The following is a 22,300-nucleotide window of genomic DNA, read 5'->3' on the forward strand; positions in this document are numbered from 1 at the left end:
TCACTCGCCGGCTGCGAGCACGGCGCGCGCGTGGGCGACGGCTTCGTCGCGCGTGGCGACCTCGCCGGCGTACTGCGCCGCCTCCAGCTCCGCCAGCAGCTCGCCGAGCCGCGGGCCCGGTCTGATCTGCAGCGCGGCGGCAAGCTCGTCGCCGCGGATCAGCGGCACGGGCCGCTCGCCGGCCTCCCACGCCAGCGCGGGACCGATCAGCTCGCGCGCCAGCTCCAGGTGCTTCGCGATCGCCTCATCGGCCTTGCGGCCGCGCGTCGCCAGCCGGTCCGCGACCGACAGCAGCGAGACGTCGACCTCGACCGGCGCGCAGCGCGTCACGTACCAGTGCACCCGCCGCGCCGGCAGCGGCCGCTCGTGCACGAGGAAGCCGAGCCGCAGGTGGTGGCGGGCGAGCGCGGCGACGTGCGCCTTCAGCCGCTCGCTCGTCCGCAGCCGCGTCAGGATCGCGCGCGACAGCTCGGCGCCCTGCCGGTCGTGGTCGTAGAAGGTGACGCGGCCGTTGTCCAGCTCGCCGCGCGTCTGCGGCTTGGCGATGTCGTGCAGCAGCGCGCCGAAGCGCAGCGCCGTGCCGCGCGTCAGCTCGTCGGCGAACGGCTGCTCCAGCAGCTCGGCGAGCCGCGCGCCCGGCTCCGCGCCGAAGACGGCGGCGGGGTCGCGCTGCAGCGCGACCGTCTCCGCGAGCACCGCAAGCGTGTGACCGTGCACGTCGAGGTGGTGGTAGGCGCTCTGCTCGACGCCGCGCAGCGCCGCCAGCTCCGGCAGCACGGCGGCCGTCGCGCCGACGTCGTCCATCAGCGCGAGGCCGGCGAGCGGATCGGGCGCGGCGACGACGCGGCGCAGCTCGGCGAAGACGCGCTCCTGCGCCACGTCGGCCAGCCGCTGCGACTGCAGCGCGGCCGCCGCCAGCGTGTCGGCGTCGACCTCCAGCTCCAGCTCGCAGGCGAAGCGCGCCAGCCGCATCACGCGCAGCGGATCGTCGCGGAAGGAGCGCGGCGAGACCATTCGCAGCCGCCGCTCGGCGAGGTCGGCGCGGCCGCCGGTCGGGTCGATCGGGTCACCGCCGGCGAGCGGTTCGGCGATCGCGTTGAGCGTGAAGTCGCGCTGCGCGAGGTCGTCCTCGATCGTCGTGCCGGCCAACGGCGCCAAATCTGCCTGCCAGCCGCCGTCGCGGCCGATCACGCGCCAGGCGCCGAACGCCTCCGAGAGCGGGAAGACGGCCGCCCGGGCGGCACGGCCGAGCGCCCGCGCCGCTGCCTCCACGTCGCCGCCGACGGCGAGGTCGAGGTCCTTCGTCGTGCGGCCCAGCAGCCGGTCGCGGACGGCGCCGCCGACGAGCCACGCCTGCGCGTCTGAGAGCGCGTCCCGGGCGATCTGGAGCGGGTCAGCCATCGACCGGGTCCCCATCGACGTGGTACTCCCACACGACCCGCTCGCTCAGCGCCGTCGTGATCTCGTAGTTGATCGTGCCGATCAGCGCCGCCAGCTCCTCGGCCGTGATCCGCTCCTCCCCCATCGCGCCGATCAGCACGACAGGATCGCCGACGCGCAGCGCGCCGGGGTCGGGGCCGACGTCGACGCAGACGTTGTCCATGCTGACGCGGCCGACGAGCGGACGCCGACGGCCGCCGAGCAGCGCCACGCCGTTGTTGGAGAAGGCGCGGCGGAAGCCGTCCCCATAGCCGATCGGCAGCGTCGCGATCCAGCCCGGCTCGGTCGCGGTGAAGGTCGCGCCGTAGCCGACCGTCTGGCCCGGCGCGATCGGCTTCAGCGCGGCGACGTGGGAGCGCAGCTCCAGCGCCGCCTCCAACCCGTGCTCGGCGGGGTCGCGCCCCCACGGGTCGAGCCCGTAGATCGCGATCCCGCAGCGGACCATGTCGAGCCGGCTCTCCGCCAGCCCCAGCGCCGCCGGGCTGTTGGCGGCGTGCAGCAGCAGGTCGGGTGCCAGCTCGCGCAGGCGCGCACCGAACGCGGTGAAGGCGGCCAGTTGCTGCCGCGTCAGCGCGAGGTCCTCGTCGGCGCAGGGAAAGTGCGTCATCGCGCCGGCCAGCCGCAGCCCCGGCAGCTCCAGCACCCGCCGGCCGACGGCGAGCAGCTCGTCGGGATCGCGCGTGCCGAGCCGGCCCATGCCGACGTCGAGCTTCAGGTGGACGCCGACCTCGATCCCGCGCGCTCGCGCGCCGGCGCTGGCGCGCTCGGCGAGCTCGGCGCTCCAAACGACGACGTCGGCGTCGGCGTCGAGCGCGACCTCCAGCTCGCCGCCGCTGAGCGCTCCGAGCACCAGCAGCGGGCCGCCGATCCCGGCCGCGCGCAGCTCAGCCGCCTCGCGCGCCGCGGCGACCGCCAGCCAGCCGGCGCCGCCGGCCTGCGCCGCGCGCGCCGTCTGCACCGCGCCGTGGCCGTAGCCGTTGGCCTTCACGACCGCGCAGAGTTCGGTCGAGTCGCCGATCCGCGATCGCAGCAGCGCGCAGTTGCGCTCGATCGCGGCGAGATTGACCCGAGCCAGTGCGCGCGAGGGAGTCACTCCTCGGAGACGAGCGCTTCCAGCACGTCGAGCCGCGTGACGACACCGACGAGGCGACCGTGTTCGACGACCGGCAGGCGGTTGTGTCTGCGCTCGGCGATCAGTCGCGCCGCCTCGCGCACGTCCGCGTCGGCGTCAACGGTGATCGGGTTCGCGGTCATGATCTCCTCCGCGGTCGCCGCGATCGCCTTGCGGAAGCGCTCCTCGAAGCGCTTGACGGGGCCGAGGAAGATCTGGGCGCCGAACAGATCGATGTGCAGCGGGAGGCGCAGGTCCTCCTCCTCGTCGACCATCACGAGGTCGGCCTCGGTCACGATCCCGACCGGGCGTCCGCCCTCGTTCACGACCGGGACCCCCGGCAGCTCGTGGTCGCGCAGTGCCCGCAGCACCGTCTCGACCGAGTCCTCCGGCGTGACCGTGACGGGGTCTCGCTCCATGATCTCCGCGACCTTCGGCATGCGCGGCAGACTATCCGACGGCACCGTCGCGACGGGCCGTGGGCAGCGCCGCCACGACGTCGCCCGCGATCGCGCCCTCGACGCCGATCTCGGCGCCGACGATGCGGCCGGCGCGGCGGTGCAGCTCGACGCCGGCGCAGGCCGCCGCGAACGGCTCGACCCCGCGCGCCAGCAGCGCGCCGATCGTGCCGCTCAGCACGTCGCCGGTGCCCGCGGTCGCGAGCGCCGGCGCGTCGCCGCGGCTGACCGCGACGCGACCCTCCGGCTCGACGACGAGCGTGTCGTCGCCCTTCAGCACGACGATCGCGCCGGAGCGCTTCGCGGCCTCGCGCGCCAGCGCCAGCCGCTGCGCGCGGACGGCGTCGGAGTCGACGCCGAGCAGCCGCGCCAGCTCGCCGCCGTGTGGCGTCAGCACCGTCGGCGCGTTGCGCTCCGCGAGCAGCTCCAGCCGCTCGTCGTGGGCGTTGAGCCCGTCGGCGTCGAGCAGCAGCGGCAGCGGCGCCTGCGCGGCGAGCGCGCGCGCGAACTCGCCCGTCGCGGGGGCACGGCCGAGACCTGGGCCGAGCACGAGCGCGTCAGCCCGCTCCAGCCGGCTCAGCAGCGGCGCCAGCGCGTCGGGCACGAGCGCGCCGTCGGCGTCGGGCAGCGGCACCGACATCACCTCCGCCTGGCGCAGCTCGAAGACGAGGTTGAGCGCGGCCGGCACCGCGACGGTGACGTAGCCGGCCCCGGCGCGCGCGGCCGCGGCGCTGGCGAGCGACGGCGCGCCGGTCAGGCCGGTCGAGCCGCCGCAGACGAAGACGTTGCCGCCGTCGAACTTGGTCGCGGCGGCGCCGCGGCGCGGGAGCGCGTCGAGCACGTTGCCGATCAGCCCGATCGAGGCGACCGTCTCCGGCGGCCGCTCGCCGCCCGGGATCCCGATGTCGACGACCTCGACGGTGCCGGCATGCTGCTTGCCGGGCGCGATCCAGAGGCCTGGCTTGGCGGCATGGAAGGTCGCGGTCGCGTCGGCGCGCACCGCCGCGCCGGCGACCTCTCCGGTCGAGCCGTCGACGCCGCTGGGCACGTCGCAGGCGACGACCTTGACGCCGCGCTCGGCGGCGAGCGCGATCGCCTCGATCGCGTCGCAGACGAGGCCGTGCGGGGCGCCGGTCGCGCCCGTGCCGAGGATCGCGTCGACGATCCCGGCGACCTCGACGAGCGCACCCGGGTTGAAGATCCGCGGCGGCGCGCCGCACAGCCGTCCGAGCGCCAGCAGCGCGTCGCCGTGCAGCTCGTGCGGATCGGGCAGCAGCTGCAGGTCGACCTCGCGCCCCGCCTCGCGCAGCAGGCGCGCGACGACGAGCCCGTCGCCGCCGTTGTTGCCCTTGCCGCAGACGACCGCGATCGTGCCCCCGGGGATCGTCCGCTGCGTCAGCTCGAAGAGGCCGCGGCCGGCCCGCTCCATCAGCTCGATTCCGGCGATGCCGCGCTGCTCGATCGCCCAGCGGTCGAGCGCGCGCTGGGCAGCGGCCTCCGGCAGCGGGTCGAGCCAGTCCGGCAGGGCGGGCGGGCCGTTCTCCCCCGGCACGGCCGGCTGCGCGCCCGCGCTCATGTCGCGATCGCCACCGCGGAGGCGTCGGTGCGGGTGTGCGTCAGCGAGATCTTCACCTCGGTCACGCCGAGCGCGGCCGCGGTCGCCGCCGCGTCGCCGTGCAGGACGATCGACGGCGCCCCGTCGCCGCGCACGACCTCGACGTCGGTGAACGACCACGCCTCCAGCCCGAGCGCCTTCGCGACCGCCTCCTTGGCGCAGAAGCGCGCGGCGAGGTGCTGGCCGGGGCGGGCGCGCTCGGCGGCGTAGGCGCGCTCAGCGGCGGTGAAGAGCCGCTCGGCCAGGCGCGGCCGCCGCTCCAGCGCCCGTTCGAGGCGCTCGATCTCGAGCTGGTCGATGCCGACGCCGTGCACGGGCGTCATCGTACCCCCGCCCGTGGTCGCGCTACTCGACCGTGACGGTCTTTGCGAGGTTGCGCGGCTGGTCGACGTTGAGGCCGCGCAGGCGCGCGACGTGGTACGAGAGCAGCTGCAGCGGCACGACGGCCAGCAGCGGCGCGAGCATCCAGTCGGTCTGCGGGACCGTCAGCACCTCTTCCGCGTGCGGCAGGATCTCGTCGTTGCCGGCGGTCGCGACGGCGATCACGTGCGCGCCGCGCACGCGCACCTCCTGGATGTTGGAGACGACCTTGTCGAGCACCGGCGAGTCGGTCGCGACGCAGACGACCGGGGTCGCCTCGTCGAGCAGCGCGATCGGGCCGTGCTTCATCTCGCCGGCGGCGTAGGCGTCGGTCGCGATGTAGGAGATCTCCTTCAGCTTCAGCGCGCCTTCCAGCGCCACCGGCAGGCCGATGTGGCGCCCGAGGTAGAGGAAGAACTCGGCCTGGTAGTGGCGCTCGGCGATCGCGCGGATCTCGGCGTCGCCGGCCTCCAGCATCTCGGCGATGTGGTGCGGCAGGTGCTTCAGCTCGCCGACCAGCTCGGTCAGGCGCGCCGGCTCCAGCGTGCCGCGCAGCTCGCCCAGCCGCAACGCGAGCAGGTACATCGCCGCCACCTGGCTGACGAAGGTCTTCGTCGCCGCGACGCCGATCTCCAGGCCCGCGCGCGTGAAGAGGACGCCGTCGGAGTCGCGCGTCGCCTGCGAGCCCATCACGTTCGTGATCGCCAGCACGGTCGCGCCCTTGCCTCTTGCCAGCCGCATCGCGGCGAGCGTGTCGGCCGTCTCGCCCGACTGCGAGATCCCGATCACGAGATCACCGGGGCCGACGACCGGGTCGCGGTAGCGGTACTCGGAGGCGACGTCCATCTCGACCGGGACGCGTGCCCAGCCCTCGATCGCGTAGCGACCGATCAGGCCGGCGTGGTACGAGGTGCCGCAGGCGACGATCACGATCCGTCTGACGTTCGTGAGGAAGGCGTCGTCGATCGTGCCGAGGTCCCCGAGGTCGACGCCGTCGCCCCGCGCCGTGCGGTCGGCGACCGTCTCGGCGACCGCGTCAGCCTGCTCGTGGATCTCCTTCAGCATGAACGTCTCGTAGCCGCCCTTCTCGGCGGTCTCCGCGTCCCAGTCGATCGTCGTCACCTCGCGCTCGATCGCGCTGCCGTCCGGCGACATGAACTCGACGCCGCCGGGGCGCAGCACGACCAGCTCTCCGTCCTCGATGAACTGGACCTCGCTGGTGTGCTCCAGGAACGCCGGCACGGCCGAGGCGAGGAACTGCTCGCCGTCGCCGCGGCCGACGACGAGCGGGCACTCGCGCCGCACGCCGACGAGCACGCCCGGCTCGTCGGCCGCCATCGCGACGAAGGCGAAGTGGCCGACAAGCTCGCCGTAGGCGGCCTGCACGGCCGCCGGCAGATCGCCGTCGTAGTGGCGGGAGATCACGTGCGCGATGACCTCGGCGTCGGTCTCCGAGGTGAACGAGACCCCCTGCTCGGCGAGCTGGCGCTTGAGCGCCATGTAGTTCTCGACGATGCCGTTGACCACGATGTGGATGCGGCCGGCCTCATCCTCGTGCGGATGGGCGTTCTGCTCGCTGACGCGGCCATGGGTCGCCCAGCGCGTATGGCCGATCCCGGTCGTCGGCTCGGCGACCGCGACCGGCGCACCGCCGCCGGCGCTCGCGCCGGCCGGCAGGGAGGCGACGGCGTCGCGCAGCGCCTGGAGGTTGCCGACCGCGCGCACGGAATCGACGTGATCGCCGTTGAGCACCGAGATGCCGGCGCTGTCATAGCCGCGGTATTCGAGCTTCTCGAGGCCTGCGAGCAGCAGAGCCTGGACGGGACGGGCGCCGACATAACCGACGATGCCGCACATGGGGGAACCTCCGTGTGGAACGACGAGAGCCGCGCGTGCGGCGGCTGGGACGGCGCTGCGGAAACTGCGCGTCGCCCGATTCTAGCTGGCGATCAGGCGGTCGCTCGGTTCCGCGGGCCGCGCGACGGCCCGCTTCCCGCTCAGCCCGCGGGCTGAGACGCTGCCGCCTCCGCCTGCTCGACGAGCCGGCCGCAGACGGCGTCGGCCTCGTCGTCGGCGGGCGCCTCGACCATCACACGCAGCAGCGGCTCGGTGCCGGAGGCGCGCACGAGCACGCGCCCGCGCCCTTCCAGGCCGGCCGACTCGCGCTCGATCGCGGCGAGCATCTGCGGATCGCTGGCGGCGCGCTCGAGCGAGGGACGGTCGGGCAGCCGCACGTTGACGAGCCGCTGCGGCAGCTTGTCCATGCCGCGGCGCTCGGTCAGCGGTCTGCCGGCGAGCGCCTCGAGCGTCAGCAAGGCGCTCGCGATGCCGTCGCCGGAGGGTGCGAAGCCCAGCTCGACGATGTGGCCCGACTGCTCGCCGCCGAAGGCCCAGCCGCGTGCTCGCAGCGCCTCCAGCACGTAGCGGTCGCCGACGTTGGTGATCGCGACTTCGATCCCAGCCGATTCCATCGCGGCGTGGAAGCCGTAGTTGGTCATCACCGTCACGGCGACGCCGTCGCCGCGCAGTCTCCCCTGCGCGCGCAGGTGCAGCGCCGCGAGCGCGATCAGCTCGTCTCCGTCGACGACCGCGCCGTCGCCGTCGACCGCCAGCACGCGGTCACCGTCGCCGTCGAAGGCGAAGCCGGCGTCGTGGTCGCCGGCGCGCATCGCCGCGGCGAGCTGGTCGAGGTGCGTCGAGCCGCAGCCGGCGTTGATGTTGCGGCCGTCAGGCGTGTCGGCGAGGACGTCGACGTGGGCGCCGAGGCGACGGAAGATCTCCGGCGCGGCCTTGTACGTGGCGCCGTTGGCGCAGTCGAGCAGGATCCGTCTGCCGGCGAGGTCAAGCCCGCCGAAGCGGACGTGCAGCTCGCGCAGGTAATCGTCGAGCGTGCCGTGCAGCTGGCGCACGCCGCCGAGCTCATCGGGCTGCACCGGCTCGCCGTCGAGCAGCGCCTCGATCTCCTCCTCGACGGCGTCAGAGAGCTTGTCGCCGTCGGCGCCGAAGAACTTCACGCCGTTGTCGGCGAAGGGGTTGTGCGACGCCGACAGCACGACGCCGAGGTCGAAGCCGTAGCGGGCGATCAGCAGCGGTGCGGCCGGCGTCGGCAGCACGCCGCCGAGCAGCGCGACGCCGCCGGCGGCAGCGACGCCCGCGGCGACCGCCGCTTCGAGCATCTCGCCCGATTCGCGCGTGTCGCGGATCACGAGCACGCGCGGGCGACCGTCGGCAGCTGACGTGGCGGCGCGCGCCGTGGCGGCGCGCGCGAGGCCCAACGTCAGCTCCGCCGACAGGAACTCGCCGGCGACGCCCCGGACACCGTCCGTGCCGAACAACCGGCGAGCCATGAAGCGAAAACTAGCGCTTCGAGAACTGCGGGCGCTTGCGGGCCTTCTTGAGGCCAGCCTTCTTGCGCTCCTTCACGCGCGGGTCACGCGTGAGGAAGCCGCGCTTCTTCAGTTCGCCACGAAGGTTCGGGTCGGCCTGAAGCAGAGCGCGCGAGATGCCGTGACGCAGCGCGCCGGCCTGCGCCGAGACACCGCCGCCGTGCATCTTGGCGATGACGTCCATGCGCTCCTCGTAACCGACCGCTTCGAGCGGCTGGCGGATGTTGCGCTGGAGCGTCGGACGCGGGAAGAAGTCGTTCAGCGGCTTGCCGTTGATCGTGTACTCGCCCGTGCCCGGCTTCAGGATCACGCGCGCGACAGCCGTCTTGCGCTTGCCGGTGGCGGTGTAGCGAGCACCGGACGCGAGGCTGATCGCCGCGTCGGCGATCGGCTGCGCCTCCTGCTCCTCGTCAGAGTCGGAATCGGCCGAAGCGGTCGTCTCGCCGTCCTCGTCCTCGTCCTCCTCACGCGCCTCGCCGTCGAGCACGATGTCCGGCACGAGGTCGGCACCGGGGATCTCCGGCTTGACGCGCGGGGTCTCCGGGATCTCCTCTTCGGCCGCCTCGTCGTCGCCGGACTCGGCGACGGGCTGCTCGGCAGCCTCGTCGGCAGCGGGCTCCTCAGCAGCAGGCTGCTCAGCAGCGGGCTGCTCAGCAGCGGGCTGCTCGCCCTCGGCGGCGGGCTCAGGCGCCTCGCTGGCGGCCTCGACGGGCTCCTCGGGCGTCTCGCCCGCGGGGTTGCGCTGCTCGTCTTCAGGCTGCTCGACGTCGGACACTAGGCTTCGATCTCCATCGGTTGCGGCTGCTGGGCTGCGTGCGGGTGCTCCGGACCGGCGTACACCTTCAGCTTCGTCAGCTGCTTGCGCGCGAGGCGGTTGCGAGGCAGCATGCCCTTGACCGCGATGCGGATGACTTCCTCCGGCCGCCGCTCGAGCATCTCCTCGAGCGTGCGGGAGCGAAGGCCGCCGGGGTAGCCGGTGTGCCGGTAGTAGCGCTTGTCGGCCCGCTTGTTGCCCGACACCGAGATCTTCTCGGCGTTGATCACGACGACGAAGTCGCCAGTGTCGACGTGCGGGGTGTAGGTGGGCTTGCGCTTGCCGCGGAGGGCATCGGCGATCTGCGTCGCGAGGCGGCCGAGCGTTTGCCCGTTCGCGTCCACGACGAGCCAATTGCGCTCGCGGTCAGTGGGATTGGCGACGTAAGTTCTCATGGCAAGAAAAGGGCCGCGCACCGTGGCGCGGCGGGGTGAGCACTATAGAGAACGCGACGCGATCGTGTCGGGCGAGTCTGCCGAGGGCGCACGCGCGCTCGGTCGGGGTCGCGTCCGTCGGAGGCGTCCGTATACTGGCCGGCGTTCCATAAGCCTGCCGAATCCCTCTTGCCGGAGGGAGCGGGGGATCCATGGCGGTGGCGTCGTCCGACGTCGCCGCTGGGGCGAATCCGAGCACAGGCGCTCGGTAGCGCGGCCCTTTCAGCGCGAGCCCGTCAGCTAACCCCGTAGGCCGTCAAGAAAGGGGCATCGCGTCCCGATGCTGCCCGGAATGGGGTCGTCTACACCCCGTCCTGTCGTGAAGACGACCTTCGCCGCCGCCCTCCTCGGGGCCGCCGTCGTCGCCACCGCCGCCGCACCCGCCGCCTTCGCGCAGGCCGGCGGCGCCGCCACCGTCCCCTCCGCGCCCGCCGCGGCTCCCCTCTCCGAGAGCGCGCCGGCCACCGCCGCGCAGCCGTCGATCGCCGCGATCGCGTGCAGAGCCGGCTGTCCCGCGCCCGGCACCGTCGAGCGCGGCGGGACGGTCTCGCTCTCCGGCCAGCAGCTCGACGGCGCCAGCGCCGTCGTCTTCCTCGGCGGCCGCGGCTCCAAGGACGACGCGCGCGTGCGCGTCAGCGGGAAGAGCGCGACGCAGCTGGACGTGAAGGTCCCCAGCACCGCCAAGAGCGGCCAGGTCGTCGTCGCGACCGCAGCCGGCGTCGCCTCGCAGTCGAAGACCGTCTCGATCCGCGTCGTCAAGGCCGCCTCCAGCGTCTCGGCAACGCTGCCCGCCCCGGTGCTCGCGCCAGTCGCCGGGATCGCTCAGCTCGACGCGGGCATCTCGACCAGCAGAGCCGGCAAGGGCGTCTCCGCCGCGCAGGTCGCCTACATCTCGCACGCGGGCGCGCCCGTCGCCGTCCGAATCGACGTGGTGCGCAGCGACGACGGCCTCTCCGTCTTCAGCGACACGCGCACCGCCGCGCCCGAGCAGCAGCAGACGCTGACGTGGGAGGGCCGCGGCAACAGCGCCGGCGCGCTCGCGCTCGACGGCAGATATGACGTGCGCGTCTCGGTCAGCACCGACGCCAGCGCCCGCACCGTCTTCTCCGCCGACAGCGGCGCGGTCGCCGGCGGCGCGGCGCCGCAGGGCGGCTCCCCCGCCCCCACCGGCTCGCAGCGGATCGGCGGCTTCACCTTCGTCGGCGCCGTCTTCCCCGTGCAGGGGACGTACAACTTCGGCCAGAGCGCCGCGCGCTTCGGCGCCGGCCGCAGCGGCCACTCGCACGAGGGCCAGGACGTGATGGCCAAGTGCGGCACGCCGATCGTCGCCGCGCAGGGCGGCGTGATCAAGCAGAAGGCGTACCACGGCAACGCCGGCAACTACGTCGTGATCGGCTCGACCGCCTCCGGCGACGACCACATGTACGCCCACTTCCGCGCGCCCGCGGTCGTCAGCAGAGGCCAGCGCGTCGCGACCGGCCAGCTGCTCGGCTACGCCGGCGACACCGGCAGCGCCTCCGCGTGTCACCTGCACTTCGAGATCTGGAGCGCGCCGGGCTGGTACTCGGGCGGCAGCCCCAGCGACCCGCTCGCGACGCTGAAGACGTGGGCGGCAGCCGGCTGATGTTCGCCGGACGCTCTACTCTGGTCCTGTGACCGACCTCGACGGAACCGCGACGGGCATCCTCGCTTGGGTGGGGCTGGCCGTCGTTGCGCTCGCCGTGATCGTGCTGCTGATCTCGACCTTCCACCCGGAAGGTCGCAAGCGGCCGGGCGGCTACCTCGACGGCGAGTCGCCGCAGCCCGAGGACGTGCCGCGCGACGAGCGCGGCAAGCCCCTCAACAGATAGCGCGCAGCGCGCCCCTCGCGGGGCGCGCTACTCCCATTCGATGGTGCCGGGCGGCTTGCTCGTGATGTCGAGCACGACCCGGTTGACCTCGCGGATCTCGTTGATCATGCGCGAGGCGATCTGCTCCAGCAGGTCGTACGGCAGCCGCGCCCAGTCGGCCGTCATCGCGTCGTCGCTGGTGACCGCGCGGATCACGACGACGTAGCCGTAGGTGCGCTCGTCGCCCTGGACGCCGACGGTTCTGACGTCGGGCAGGACGCAGAACGACTGCCACAGCTCGCGGTAGAGGCCCGCTCTGCGGATCTCGTCCTGGAGGATCGCGTCAGCGTCGCGGAGCGTGTCCAGACGCGCTCTCGTCGCCTCGCCGCCGACGACGCGGATCGCGAGACCCGGGCCGGGGAACGGCTGACGCCAGACAAGCCGCTCCGGCAGGCCGAGCTCGGCGCCGACGGCGCGGACCTCGTCCTTGAACAGCGCGCGCAGCGGCTCGACCAGCTCGAACTGGAGGTCGTCCGGGAGGCCGCCGACGTTGTGGTGCGACTTGATCGTCGCCGCGCCGGTACCGCCGCCCGACTCGATCACGTCCGAGTAGAGCGTGCCCTGGACGAGGAATCTGGCGCCGCCCTCAGCGAGCTTGGCCGACTCCTCCTCGAAGACGCGGATGAACTCCTCGCCGATCGCCTTGCGCTTCGCCTCCGGGTCGGTGACCCCTCTGAGGCGGCCGAGGAAGCGCTCCTCGGCGTCGACGGCGACGAGCGGGACCTTGTAGTGGTCGCGGAAGGCCGAGATGACCTGCTCGCCCTCGTTCTTGCGCATCAGGCCGTGGTCGACGAAGACGCACGTCAGCTGGTCGCCGATCGCGCGGTGCACGAGCAGCGCGGCGACCGACGAGTCGACCCCGCCCGAGAGGGCGCAGATGACGCGGCCGTCGCCGACCTGGGTGCGGATCTTCTCCAGCTGGTCGTCGATCACCGAGCTGGCCGACCATGTGCGCGCGCAGCCGCAGATCTCTTCCAGGAAGCGCGTGATGATGTCCTGGCCGTACGGCGTGTGGACGACCTCGGGATGGAACTGGATCCCGTAGATCTGCTGCTCGGTCGACTCCAGCGCCGCGACCGGCGACTCGGTCGAGGAGGCGAGCGCGGTGAAGCCCGGCGGCGGCGCGAAGACCGTGTCGCGATGCGACATCCAGCAGGTCTGCTCGGCCGGCAGCCCGGCCAGCAGGCGGCCCGGCTCGGTGACCGTCAGCCTCGAGCGGCCGAACTCGCCGACCTCGGCGCCCTGCACCTCACCGCCAAGCTCCGTCGTCAGCAGCTGCATGCCGTAACAGATGCCGAGCACGGGGATGCCGAGCTCCAGCAGCTCCTTCTCCAGTCTCGGCGCGTCCGGCGCGTAGACGGAGGCGGGGCCGCCGGAGAGGATCAGGCCCTTCGGTCTGCGGCGCGCGACCTCGGCGGCGCCGACGTGGTGCGGCAGCAGCTCGGAGAAGACGCCGCACTCGCGCACGCGGCGCGCGATCAGCTGGGAGTACTGGCCGCCGTAGTCGAGGACGACGACCTGCTCGGCGTCGACATGCGGGTCGCTGACGACCTCGCCTGCCGCGACCGACGCCGTGGCGCCGGTCGGGAGGTGGGTGGTGAGCCCGTCAGTCGTTGACAAGGGCGACAGCGCGGCCGTTGGAACCCATGCCGACCTGCTGGTCGCGCTGGAGCGACTTGCCCTCGGTCTGCAGCGACGGAGCGACCATCAGCTCCGCGCGGTTGAACTCCGCGATGTCGCGGTAGCCGCAGGTCGCCATCGACGTGCGCAGCGCGCCCATCAGGTTGAACATGCCGTCGTTCTCGCGCGCGGGGCCGGTGAGGATCTCCTCCAGCGAGCCGTTCTGCGCCGTCTTGACGCGCGTGCCGCGCGGCAGCGTCGGGTGGAAGGTCGCCATGCCCCAGTTGTAGCCGCGGCCGGGCGCCTCATAGGCCTTCGCGAGCGCGGAGCCGAGCATGACCGCGTCGGCACCGCAGGCGATCGCCTTCGAGACGTCGCCGCCGTTCTTCATGCCGCCGTCAGCGATCACGCGGACGTAGTCGCCGGTCTCGAGCATGTGCTGGGAGCGGGCGGCCGCGACGTCGGCGATCGCCGTCGCCTGCGGGACGCCGATGCCGAGCACGCCGCGCGTCGTGCAGATCGCGCCGGGGCCGACGCCGACGAGCACGCCGGCCGCGCCGGTGCGCATCAGGTGGAGGCCGGTGTGGTAGCTGGCGCAGCCGCCGACGACGACGGGCACCGGCACCTCGCCGATGAACTCCTTCAGGTTGAGCGGCTCGGTGACGGTCGAGACGTGCTCGGCCGAGACGACCGTGCCCTGGATCACGAGGATGTCGAGGCCGGCCTCGAGCGCCAGCTCGTAGTGCGAGCGCACGCGCTGGGGCGTCAGCGAGGCGGCGACGACGACGCCCTGCTCCTTGATCTCGCGGATCCGCTGCGCGATCAGCTCAGGCTTGACCGGCTCGCGGTAGATCTCCTGCATCTCACGGGTCGCCTCCTCCTGCGAGAGCCCGGCGATGCGCTCCAGCTGGGAGTCGACGTCTTCGTAGCGACAGAAGATGCCCTCGAGGTTGAGGACGGCGAGACCACCGAGTCTGCCGATGATGCCGGCCGTCTCCGGCGAGACGACGCCGTCGAGCGCGGCGCCGAGCAGCGGGAGCTCGAAGCGGTAGGGACCCAGCGTCCATGAGATGTCGACGTCGTCGGGGTCCCGCGTGCGCCGCGAGGGGACGATGGCCACATCGTCGAACCCGTAGGCGCGACGTGCTTTCTTACCGCGGCCGATCTCTATTTCCATGGAAGCACCGTACGGGTCGAGGCGGACGAAACAGCCCCGCGCATGGCGGGGCCGGAGGGGGAGCGAATCGTCGTCGTGGCGGCAACCAGCGACACGTTCCATCGTAGCAACGCGGTTTCGGATCCCGCCCCGCGCTCGCGCGCCGGGATCCGCACGCTTCAGCGCACTTCCGCCGGCAGCGAGACGGGGATCGCCTCGACGTCGCCGAGCAGCCGCTCGACGCTGTGCGGATCGATCACGCCCGCGCCGAAGTGCTGGGTCGACTCGGCGCCGCAGGCGACGCCGAAGCGCAGGCACTCCTCAGGGGTGCCGCCGGTGTAGCGGGCGGCGACGTAGCCGGCGAGGAAGGCGTCGCCGGAGCCGACCGCCGCACGCGCCTCCTGCTGCTCGACGCGGACGCGATAGAGCTGCGGGCCGTTGTCGGTCGTGACCTTCGCGAAGACGCCGTCGGGAACGGTCATGATCGCCTCGCGCGGGCCCTGCTCGACGATCTCGGCGACGGCCAGCATGCGGTCCTCGTCGTCGTTGAACTCGTGACCGACCAGCTCCTCGGCCTCGATCACGTTCGGCGAGACGACGTCGGGCTCGGCGCGCACGGCGTGGCGCAGCGGCTCGCCGTCGGTGTCGACGATCGTCGTGACGCCGAGCTTGCGCAGCTCCTTGATCATCGAGCCGTAGATGTCGGTGTCGACCTGGCGCGGGAGCGAACCGGCGAAGACGCAGATGTCAGCGCCCTGCGCGAGGTAGAGCAGCTTGTCGCGGAACAGCTCCATCTCGCGGTCGGTGACGGCCGGGCCGCGCTCGTTGATCTCGGTCTGGATGCCGGTCGTCGGATCGAGCACGGCGGTGTTCGTGCGCGACTCCTCGCCGATGCGGATGAAGTCGGTCAGGACCGACTCGGCGGTCAGCGCCTCGACGATGCGCGTTCCGGTCGCGCCGCCGGCGAAGCCGGTCGCGATCACGGGACGGCCGAGCCGCTTGATCGCGCGCGCGACGTTGACGCCCTTGCCGCCCGGCATCGTCGTCTGGTCGACGGACCGGTGACGCCGGCCGATACGGAAGTTCGGCACCTCGAGCGTCTTGTCGATCGCGGTGTTGAGCGTCACGGTGATGATCATGCTGCCTCCATGTCCGCACGGCGACGACTGCGCCGGGTCCCGTGGCGCCGCCGCAGGAGCAGCAGCGCAGCCGCACCCCCGATCACCACCACGATCGCTATCAGGCTACCCGGTCTGGCAATCGCGTCTCCGGCCCGCTCGAACAGACCGACCTCGGGCACGGCCGTGGCCGTCACCAATGGCACGGTCGCGACGACTCTGCCGGCGATCCGCACCGTCAAGGTGCCGACGACGGCGTTCTGCGGCAGCGGGCCCTGCAGCTCCTCGGGCGCTCTGACGGCGACGGCGACTCTGGCGTCGCGGCGCGTGAGCTCTCTGACCGTTCTCGTCGCGATCAGGTCTATCTCGTCCTCGGGGCGGTACTTGAGTCTCGCGCGCGCGAAGACCTGCTGGCTTCTGACCGGCGTCTCGAAGGCGTGCGTCGCGAAGGCCCATCTGAGCAGCGCGAGCGCGTCGGCATCGCGCGCGCTCTCGCTCGGCGTGCCGGTGACCGCTGCGACGTAGGTCACGCCCCGTCTGGTCGCGGAGGCGACGAGCAGATAGCCGGCGGCGTTGGTGTGTCCGGTCTTGACGCCGTCGACCCAGCTGACGCTCTGCACGAGGCCGTTGCGGTTGACGACCGTGCGCGGGACCGCGCCGCTGGTCAAGCTGAACGCTCTGAGGTCGACCGTGCGCGCGAGGAACCTGTTTCTGCGCAGCGCGATGCCCATGCGCGCGAGGTCGGCCGCGGTCGAGTAGTTGCCGGCCGAGTCGAGCCCGACCGGCGTGGCGAAGTGGGTGTCGGTGAGCCCGAGCGCGCGCGCCTTCGCGTTCATCGCGTCGATGAAGGCGCCGCGCGAGCCGGAGGCGCAGACGGCGAGCGCCTCGGCGGCGTCGTTGGCGCTCGGCAGCAGCAGCGCCCGCAGCAAGTCGGAGACGCGCATCCGCTCACCGGGCTGCAGGCCGATCTGCGTCTCGATCGGCGACGGCCGGTAGCCGCTGGCGGCGCAGACCTCTCTGAGCGACAGCTCGTCGACGGCGACGAGCGCGGTCATGATCTTCGTCGTGCTCGCGATCAGGCGCCGCTCGCCGGCGTCGACACCGTAGAGGGGCGTGCCGGTCGAAGCCTCGAAGACGGCGCCCGAGGCGCCCGACAGCTTCGGCGGCGCCGGCAGCTTCGCGGCGGCCTGCGCGGGGGCGAGCGCGAACGTCGCCAGCGCGATTGCGATCGCGATCGCGCGCGCGATCCGTGCGGACGCGAACGGCCCCCCGCTCGGCGTCCGGCGGTCAGAACGGCTCGTCACCGTGTCAGTCTCAGCTTCTGTCCGACGCTGAGCGACTGCGCGTTGACGGTCGGGTTCAGCTCCTGGATCGTCTCGAGCGGCACGCCGGTGCGCTCGGCGATGATCGTCAGGTTGTCGCCCGCCTTCACGACGTACGTCTTCGCTCTGGCTCTTCTTCGCTCCGCGCGTCTGTCTCTCGTCGTCTTGACGGTCGCGGTTGTTCTGGCCGCGTCAGACGTCTGTCTCTGGGAGATCTGAACGACGGCGAAGATTCCTACGACGGCCGCGATCAGCGCGATTGGCGCAATGAAGCGCACGGGATTCCGGTGACCCATCGGCGGCGATGATACCCGTGCGATCGGGCGGCAGTGCGCGAATCCGCAAACGAGTGTGCGTTTTCGCGCGGCCGACGACCGGCACGGCTCCCTGCCGCAGTCGTACCTCTCTGCAGCCGAAGCCGTGCCGGATCCGAAGAGCGCCCGCCGCAGTCAGCGGACGGAGCGGGCGCTGGATTCGAGTGGGTCTCGGCCGTGGTGGCCCGTCAGGTCCGGTCGAGCCGGACCTGTGACGGGGTGATTCAGCCCTTGACGGCTCTCTTGAGACCCGAGCCCGGCGTGAAGCGCGGGACGCGGGAGGCGGCGATCTGGATCTTCTCGCCGGTGCTGGGGTTGCGACCCTCGCGGGCGCCACGCTCGGCGACGTGGAACTTGCCGAAGCCGGAGAACGTCACCTCGCTACCACGCTTGAGGGCGTCCTCGATCGTCGTGAGGACGGCATCGACAGCGTCTCCGGCGTCCTTCTTGCTCAGTCCGCTGTTCGCGGCAACCTGGTCGACGAACTCTGATTTCGTCACAGTGATCCTCCTTCGAGGTCGTGGGGAGGGCCGAAGCTAACAACCCTCGCGGACGGGAACAACGCGAATCGCCCGTGATAACGGGAAATCTGACCGTATCCGTCCCGTTTCGAGGGGACTTCGGGTCGATTTACCGTATTCCTGAAAATCACGTGTTTGCGGGAATTCTCTCCCCGGCGGGGCGTTCCCTCAGGACTTCCCCGCGCCGAGCAACCCCAATCCCGCGAAAATCGCCGTCGCGGCGGCGGAATCGGTGCGGCCGAGCAGCTGGACGCGCCTGGACGCGTCCCACAGCGCGAGTGGTTCGGCGCTGCTGAGCGAGGCCGGCGGGGCCGCCTCCGGGTGCTCCGAGAGGTCGTGCACGTGCTCCGCGCCGAGGTCGCCCAGCAGGACCGCAGCGTCGTGGCGCAGCAGCGCCAGGAGTGCATGCGGGCCGACAGCGAGGACGAGCGTCGAGACGGCGAGCGTGCCCGGCGCGGCGTCGTCGCCGGGCGCAGGCGCGCGGATGGCGAGCGCGCTGCCGGCGTGGTCGCCGTTGCGATCGAGACGGACGAGCAGCTCGCCGCCGGGCTCGACCAGTCCGGCAAGCGCCCGCGCATGCTCGCCGAGCGCGGCCTCGGCAGCGCCGTCGACGGCGAGCACGCGGCCGTCCGCGGCAAGCACCGCCGCGGCGCGCACGTCGGTCGAAAGCTGGCGCAGGTGGCGGAGCGCGAGCGCAGGCGTCAGAATGGCGGGCATGCCAGAGCCCGAGGATACGGCAGTCCCGCTCGAGCGGATCGCGTGGATCGTCACGGTCGCGGTCTGCCTCGTGACGGCGCTGATCACATTGCTGAGCGGCTACGTCGGCTACGCCGCGGTCGTCTTCGCGATCGCCTGCTCGGCCGCGATCAACCTGCGCTGACGGCCATCACGCGGCCGCGGCGCCGCGCGCGAGCGCCTCAGCGGTCGAGCCACTCCACCAGCGCCCGCAGCGCGCGGCCGCGGTGGCTGATCGAGTCCTTCTCGGCGTCGCCCAGCTCCGCCATGGTCCGCCCTGGCGCGCCGCCGGGCAGCTCGTCGTCGGGCACGAAGGCGGGGTCGTAGCCGAAGCCGCCGGCGCCGCTGGGCTGCGCGGCGAGCGTGCCGGTGCAGCGCCCCTCGACGACGTGCTCTCCCCCGCCGACCGGATCGACGTAGGCGATCGCGCAGACGTACGCGAGCGCACTGCCGGCCGGCGCCTCGCGCAGCAGCTTCGCGAGGTTCTCGCCGTCGCTCGCATCGGGGCCGGCGTAGCGCGCGGAGTAGATCCCGGGCCGGCCGCCGAGCGCCTCGGCCTCGATCCCGGAGTCGTCGGCGATCGCGGCGCGCCCGGTCGCCTCCGCGGCGGCGCGCGCCTTGCCGAGCGCGTTCTCGGCGAAGGTCGAGCCGTCCTCGGGCGGCAGCACGACCTCGTCGGGCAGCGGATCGACCGCGAGGCGGCCGCCGGTCAGCCGTGCGAACTCGCGCAGCTTGTGGTCGTTGCGCGTCGAGAGGATCAGCCGCAGCGGCGCGCCGCCGGCCGCTGCCGCCGGCTCGCCGGCCGCCACGCGCTCGGGCTCGTCTGCGCTCATGCCTCCACCGCCTCCTGCTGCGCCGCGCGCAGCTGTTCGATCCCCTGCTCCGCGAGCGCCAGCAGCTCGTCCAGGTGGGCGCGCGAGAGCGGCATCCGCTCCGCCGTCGCCTGCACCTCGACGAGGCCGCCGTCACCGGTCATCACGACGTTGGCGTCGACCTCGGCCGCCGCGTCCTCGGGATAGTCGAGGTCGAGCAGCGGCACGCCGCCGACGACACCGGCGGAGACGGCGGCGACCGAGCCGGTCAGCGGCAGCCGCTCCAGCGCGCCCTCGGCGACGAGCCGGTCGAGCGCCCGCCGCAGCGCGACGAAACCGCCCGTGATCGCCGCGCAGCGAGTGCCACCGTCGGCCTGCAGGACGTCGCAGTCGATATACACGGTGCGCTCGCCGAGACCTGCGAAGTCGACGACACCGCGCAGCGAGCGGCCGATCAGGCGCTGGATCTCGACGCTGCGCCCATCGACCTTCCCCTGTGTCACGTCGCGCGCCTTGCGCCGGCCGGTCGAGGCGGGCAGCATCGCGTACTCGGCGGTCAGCCAGCCGGTACCGCGGCCGACCATCCAGCGCGGCACGCTCTCCTCGACCGAGGCGGTGCAGATCACGCGCGTCTCGCCGGCCGAGATCAGCGCCGAGCCGGTGGCGCTGCGGACGAAGTCCGGTTCGATCGTGACGGGACGCAGCTGCGCCGGCGCGCGCCCGTAGCTGCGTTCGGAAGCCATCGATCCATGGTGCCAGAGGCGGCGGCCGGCGCCCGCGCTGCCGACGGCAGGCGGGCGGCGTCCCAACCCACACCACCCGGCGGCGGCCGCGCCGCGCGCCCGCCGCCCGGCCGGCTCATTTGAGTCCGCTGACCGCGCCTCTGATCTTCTCGACGATCGCTCTCGCTATCCCGCCGTCCCCGAATCTCGACCCCTTCGTCGCCGCCACCACACCCGCCAGCAACGCCGCGACGAGCAGGATCAGCGCGACGTACTCGACCGTCCCCTGCCCCTGTTCGCCGCGGCGCAGGAGCAGCAGCCGCTCACTCCGCAGCGCCACCGTCACCCGCACGTGCAACAGCCCCATCAGCCGGTAGATCACCGTGTCCTCCCGTTCGCTCGACGATGCCCGTCGAGTCTGCGGACCGAGCTGTGGAGGATCGAGACGCGTCTGCGACAAAAGACGCGCACCTCTACGCTGCCGTAGCCAATGCGTGCGCTTGTCGTGACGAACATGTATCCGTCGCCGGGTCGCCCTGCGCTGGGCCGCTTCGTGCAGGACCAGGTCGAGGCGCTGCGGCGGATCGACGGGATCGAGGTCGAGCTGTTCGCCTTCCCGCCCGGGCTGCGCTCCTATCCGCGCGCGGCGCGGGAGCTGCGACGCCGCTTCCGCGGCGAGCGCTTCGACGTCATCCACGCCCATTTCGGCCTGACCGCCTGGCCGGCGCTGGCGCTGCGCGGCGCCCCGCACGTCGTCACGTTCCACGGCACCGACCTCGCCCATCCGCGCTCCGGCCGTCTCAGCCGCGCCGTCGTACCGCTGGTGACGCTTGCCGCGACCGTCTCCGCCTCGCTCGCCGAGCTGATCCCCGGCGCCGGCGCGCGGCGGCGCGTCGCCGTGCTGCCGTGCGGCGTCGACACCGGCCGCTTCCGGCCGCTCCCGCGCGCCGAGGCGCGCGCGACGCTGGGGCTCGAACCGGACGGCCGCTACCTGCTCTTCCCCGCCGACCCGGCGCGCCCGGAGAAGCGCGTCGACCGCGCCCGCGAGATTGCCGGCGAGGCGACGCTGCTGACGCTCGTCGACGTGCCGCCCGACGAGGTGCCGTTGTGGGTCAACGCCGCCGACGCCGTCGTGATCCCCTCCGAGCGGGAGGGGCTCGGGCTGGCCGTGCTGGAGGCGCTCGCCTGCGACGTGCCGGTCCTCGCGACCGACGTCGGGATCGCGCCGCAGGCGCTCGACGGGGTCGACGGCGCCCACTGCGGGCCGTACGACGCCGCCGTCTGGCGCGCCGCGCTGGCACCGCACCTCGCCGCCGCCGCCCCGCGCATCGCCGGGCGGGCGCGGGCGGAGCTGTTCTCCGCCGACCGCATGGCGCGCCGCGTCGCGGTCGCCTGGCGGGCGTTGGCGGAGGAGGCGGCGGGAGCGACCCGGGGCCGTGGGTATACTCGCCGCCGCGGCGCTGCTGAGGTACTGAACGCGGCGCCCTCCGACCGATGAGTGGACTGTTCCAACGCATCGCACGCCGCCGTGGCGGCGACTCCGACGTGACCGCACCCGCCGTGCCCGGCGGCGAGAGCGCCGCGACCCCGGCCGAGGGGCCGGGCGCGTCCGAGGCGACCGCGCCGACGAAGCGCTTCATCGGCGCGACGGCCGAGCAGGCGGGGCTGCCGCCGGTCGACGCTGCGCCCGCGGCCGGTGAGACGGCCGCGGCGCCCGCGCCCGGTGACGCTGCCGCGTCCGCGGCCACCGCGGGTGAGACGACCGCCTTCACGCCCGTCGAGCAGCCGACCGCGCTCTTCCCACTCGCCGAGCAGCCGACCGAGGCCCAGCCGGCGCTGGCGCCCGACGCCGCCACGCCGCTGAGCGCCGCCGAGGCCGGCTCCGAGCCGCAGAGCGTTGCCGTGATCCCCGGCCAGCAGCAGCTGCCCGGCACCGACGTCGCGACGACGAGCGAGCAGCCCGCCGGCGCCGCGGGCGACGCCGCGAGAGCCGGTGACGCTGGGGCCGAGGGCGCCACGCCCGCCACCGCGGAGAGCGCGCCCGAACAGCCGGTCGAGCGCAGACCGGGCTTCCGCGAGCGCGGCCGCATGCGCCGTCGCCTGCGCTACCTGCGCAGGCTGCGCGAGCTGCAGGTGCGCGACCTCGGCGGCCTCGCCTTCGACCTGCGCCGCTTCGAGCGCAAGCGCGACGACCTGGTCGCGCAGAAGGTCGACCAGATCCGCGCGTGCGACGACGAGCTGCACGCGCTGGAGACGGCGCTGGAGGAGCGCCGCGACGTGCGCGACGTGCGCCTTCCCGGCATCGGCGGCAGCTGTCCGCGCTGCTTCTCGATCTACGGCAGCAGCGACCGCTTCTGCGCCCACTGCGGCGCCGCGCTCGGCGGACTCGCGCAAGGACCGGCGCAGGTCGCCGCCCCGCTTGCGCCGCCGGCCGCCCCGGCCGCGCCGCTGCCGGGCGGCTCCGCGCCGCCCG

22 protein-coding genes, 2 pseudogenes and 1 riboswitch are annotated in these 22,300 nt (G+C 73.2%); of the genes and pseudogenes, 5 read left to right on the forward strand and 19 right to left on the reverse strand.

Features of this window, described 5'->3' with window-relative positions; genetic code table 11:
• The 9 genes from R7226_RS06385 to rplM all read right to left on the reverse strand — a co-directional run bounded on the left by R7226_RS06385 (position 1) and on the right by rplM (position 9,579).
• A complete protein-coding gene (locus R7226_RS06385; protein WP_318596209.1) occupies positions 1–1,401 on the reverse strand; it encodes an HD domain-containing protein in 1,401 nt (466 codons plus the stop codon).
• Complete coding sequence (gene alr / locus R7226_RS06390; protein WP_318596210.1) at positions 1,394–2,533, reverse strand: alanine racemase; 1,140 nt, start codon at positions 2,531–2,533, stop codon at positions 1,394–1,396. Before alr ends, R7226_RS06385 begins: the two co-directional genes overlap by 8 nt.
• Entirely contained in the window at positions 2,530–2,991 is a 462-nt protein-coding gene (locus R7226_RS06395; protein ID WP_318596211.1) for a CBS domain-containing protein, read from the reverse strand. Before R7226_RS06395 ends, alr begins: the two co-directional genes overlap by 4 nt.
• A 10-nt stretch (positions 2,992–3,001) precedes the next feature.
• Complete coding sequence (locus R7226_RS06400; RefSeq protein WP_318596212.1) at positions 3,002–4,585, reverse strand: NAD(P)H-hydrate dehydratase; 1,584 nt, start codon at positions 4,583–4,585, stop codon at positions 3,002–3,004.
• Positions 4,582–4,938, reverse strand: a complete 357-nt coding sequence (acpS, locus tag R7226_RS06405) for a holo-ACP synthase (RefSeq protein ID WP_318596213.1) — start codon at positions 4,936–4,938, stop codon at positions 4,582–4,584. Before acpS ends, R7226_RS06400 begins: the two co-directional genes overlap by 4 nt.
• A 31-nt stretch (positions 4,939–4,969) precedes the next feature.
• The gene (gene glmS, locus R7226_RS06410) at positions 4,970–6,841 is read right to left on the reverse strand and encodes a glutamine--fructose-6-phosphate transaminase (isomerizing) (RefSeq protein WP_318596214.1); all 1,872 of its coding nucleotides are present in this window, start codon (positions 6,839–6,841) and stop codon (positions 4,970–4,972) included.
• 140 nt (positions 6,842–6,981) lie between these two features.
• Entirely contained in the window at positions 6,982–8,331 is a 1,350-nt protein-coding gene (gene glmM / locus R7226_RS06415) for a phosphoglucosamine mutase (RefSeq protein WP_318596215.1), read from the reverse strand.
• Between the two features lie 10 nt (positions 8,332–8,341).
• Positions 8,342–9,145, reverse strand: a complete 804-nt coding sequence (gene rpsI, locus R7226_RS31690; RefSeq protein ID WP_404827787.1) for a 30S ribosomal protein S9 — start codon at positions 9,143–9,145, stop codon at positions 8,342–8,344.
• Positions 9,145–9,579 carry a 50S ribosomal protein L13 gene (gene rplM / locus R7226_RS06425; protein ID WP_318596216.1) on the reverse strand — a complete coding sequence of 145 codons (435 nt, stop codon included), beginning with the start codon at positions 9,577–9,579 and terminating at the stop codon, positions 9,145–9,147. Before rplM ends, rpsI begins: the two co-directional genes overlap by 1 nt.
• Before the next feature lie 145 nt (positions 9,580–9,724).
• Positions 9,725–9,888, forward strand: a riboswitch (cyclic di-AMP (ydaO/yuaA leader).
• Positions 9,889–9,937: 49 nt separating this feature from the next.
• Between rplM and R7226_RS06430 the strand changes: the two genes are divergently transcribed.
• Together R7226_RS06430 and R7226_RS06435 are read left to right on the forward strand one after the other, a co-directional pair.
• Positions 9,938–11,242 (forward strand): M23 family metallopeptidase, encoded by a 1,305-nt coding sequence (locus R7226_RS06430; protein WP_318596217.1) that lies wholly within the window; start codon positions 9,938–9,940, stop codon positions 11,240–11,242.
• Positions 11,243–11,270: 28 nt separating this feature from the next.
• Complete coding sequence (locus R7226_RS06435; RefSeq protein ID WP_318596218.1) at positions 11,271–11,468, forward strand: hypothetical protein; 198 nt, start codon at positions 11,271–11,273, stop codon at positions 11,466–11,468.
• 27 nt (positions 11,469–11,495) lie between these two features.
• On the opposite strand, the gene guaA is transcribed toward R7226_RS06435, so the two are convergent.
• From guaA to R7226_RS06470, 7 genes and pseudogenes are all read right to left on the reverse strand, one after another.
• Complete coding sequence (gene guaA / locus R7226_RS06440; protein ID WP_318596219.1) at positions 11,496–13,127, reverse strand: glutamine-hydrolyzing GMP synthase; 1,632 nt, start codon at positions 13,125–13,127, stop codon at positions 11,496–11,498.
• Positions 13,114–14,304, reverse strand: a complete 1,191-nt coding sequence (locus R7226_RS06445) for a GuaB3 family IMP dehydrogenase-related protein (RefSeq protein WP_318596220.1) — start codon at positions 14,302–14,304, stop codon at positions 13,114–13,116. Before R7226_RS06445 ends, guaA begins: the two co-directional genes overlap by 14 nt.
• 158 nt (positions 14,305–14,462) lie before the next feature.
• Positions 14,463–15,422 carry a 1-phosphofructokinase family hexose kinase gene (locus tag R7226_RS06450; RefSeq protein ID WP_318596221.1) on the reverse strand — a complete coding sequence of 320 codons (960 nt, stop codon included), beginning with the start codon at positions 15,420–15,422 and terminating at the stop codon, positions 14,463–14,465.
• The gene (locus R7226_RS06455; protein ID WP_318596222.1) at positions 15,419–16,705 is read right to left on the reverse strand and encodes a D-alanyl-D-alanine carboxypeptidase family protein; all 1,287 of its coding nucleotides are present in this window, start codon (positions 16,703–16,705) and stop codon (positions 15,419–15,421) included. Before R7226_RS06455 ends, R7226_RS06450 begins: the two co-directional genes overlap by 4 nt.
• Positions 16,702–17,019, reverse strand: a complete 318-nt coding sequence (locus R7226_RS06460; protein ID WP_318596223.1) for a LysM peptidoglycan-binding domain-containing protein — start codon at positions 17,017–17,019, stop codon at positions 16,702–16,704. Before R7226_RS06460 ends, R7226_RS06455 begins: the two co-directional genes overlap by 4 nt.
• A gap of 242 nt (positions 17,020–17,261) precedes the next feature.
• Positions 17,262–17,546: pseudogene (locus R7226_RS06465) on the reverse strand (HU family DNA-binding protein); the annotation flags it as partial.
• A gap of 180 nt (positions 17,547–17,726) precedes the next feature.
• Positions 17,727–18,275 (reverse strand): hypothetical protein, encoded by a 549-nt coding sequence (locus R7226_RS06470; protein WP_318596224.1) that lies wholly within the window; start codon positions 18,273–18,275, stop codon positions 17,727–17,729.
• Between R7226_RS06470 and R7226_RS06475 the strand changes: the two genes are divergently transcribed.
• Positions 18,274–18,438 carry a hypothetical protein gene (locus tag R7226_RS06475; protein WP_318596225.1) on the forward strand — a complete coding sequence of 55 codons (165 nt, stop codon included), beginning with the start codon at positions 18,274–18,276 and terminating at the stop codon, positions 18,436–18,438. The genes R7226_RS06470 and R7226_RS06475 overlap by 2 nt on opposite strands.
• 37 nt (positions 18,439–18,475) lie before the next feature.
• On the opposite strand, the gene R7226_RS06480 is transcribed toward R7226_RS06475, so the two are convergent.
• The 3 genes from R7226_RS06480 to R7226_RS06490 form a co-directional block, all read right to left on the reverse strand.
• Complete coding sequence (locus R7226_RS06480; protein WP_318596226.1) at positions 18,476–19,126, reverse strand: non-canonical purine NTP pyrophosphatase; 651 nt, start codon at positions 19,124–19,126, stop codon at positions 18,476–18,478.
• Positions 19,123–19,848, reverse strand: a complete 726-nt coding sequence (rph, locus tag R7226_RS06485) for a ribonuclease PH (protein ID WP_318596227.1) — start codon at positions 19,846–19,848, stop codon at positions 19,123–19,125. The genes R7226_RS06480 and rph overlap by 4 nt, the downstream gene beginning before the upstream one ends.
• A 115-nt stretch (positions 19,849–19,963) precedes the next feature.
• On the reverse strand, positions 19,964–20,209 hold the full coding sequence (locus tag R7226_RS06490; protein ID WP_318596228.1) for a hypothetical protein: 246 nt from the start codon (positions 20,207–20,209) through the stop codon (positions 19,964–19,966).
• A gap of 108 nt (positions 20,210–20,317) precedes the next feature.
• Between R7226_RS06490 and R7226_RS06495 the strand changes: the two genes are divergently transcribed.
• The gene (locus tag R7226_RS06495) at positions 20,318–21,325 is read left to right on the forward strand and encodes a glycosyltransferase (RefSeq protein WP_318596229.1); all 1,008 of its coding nucleotides are present in this window, start codon (positions 20,318–20,320) and stop codon (positions 21,323–21,325) included.
• Between the two features lie 47 nt (positions 21,326–21,372).
• A pseudogene (locus R7226_RS06500) lies at positions 21,373–22,300 on the forward strand (hypothetical protein); the annotation flags it as partial.

The sequence above is a fragment of the Conexibacter stalactiti genome (assembly GCF_033542075.1).
Taxonomy (GTDB): Bacteria; Actinomycetota; Thermoleophilia; order Solirubrobacterales; family Solirubrobacteraceae; genus Conexibacter; species Conexibacter stalactiti.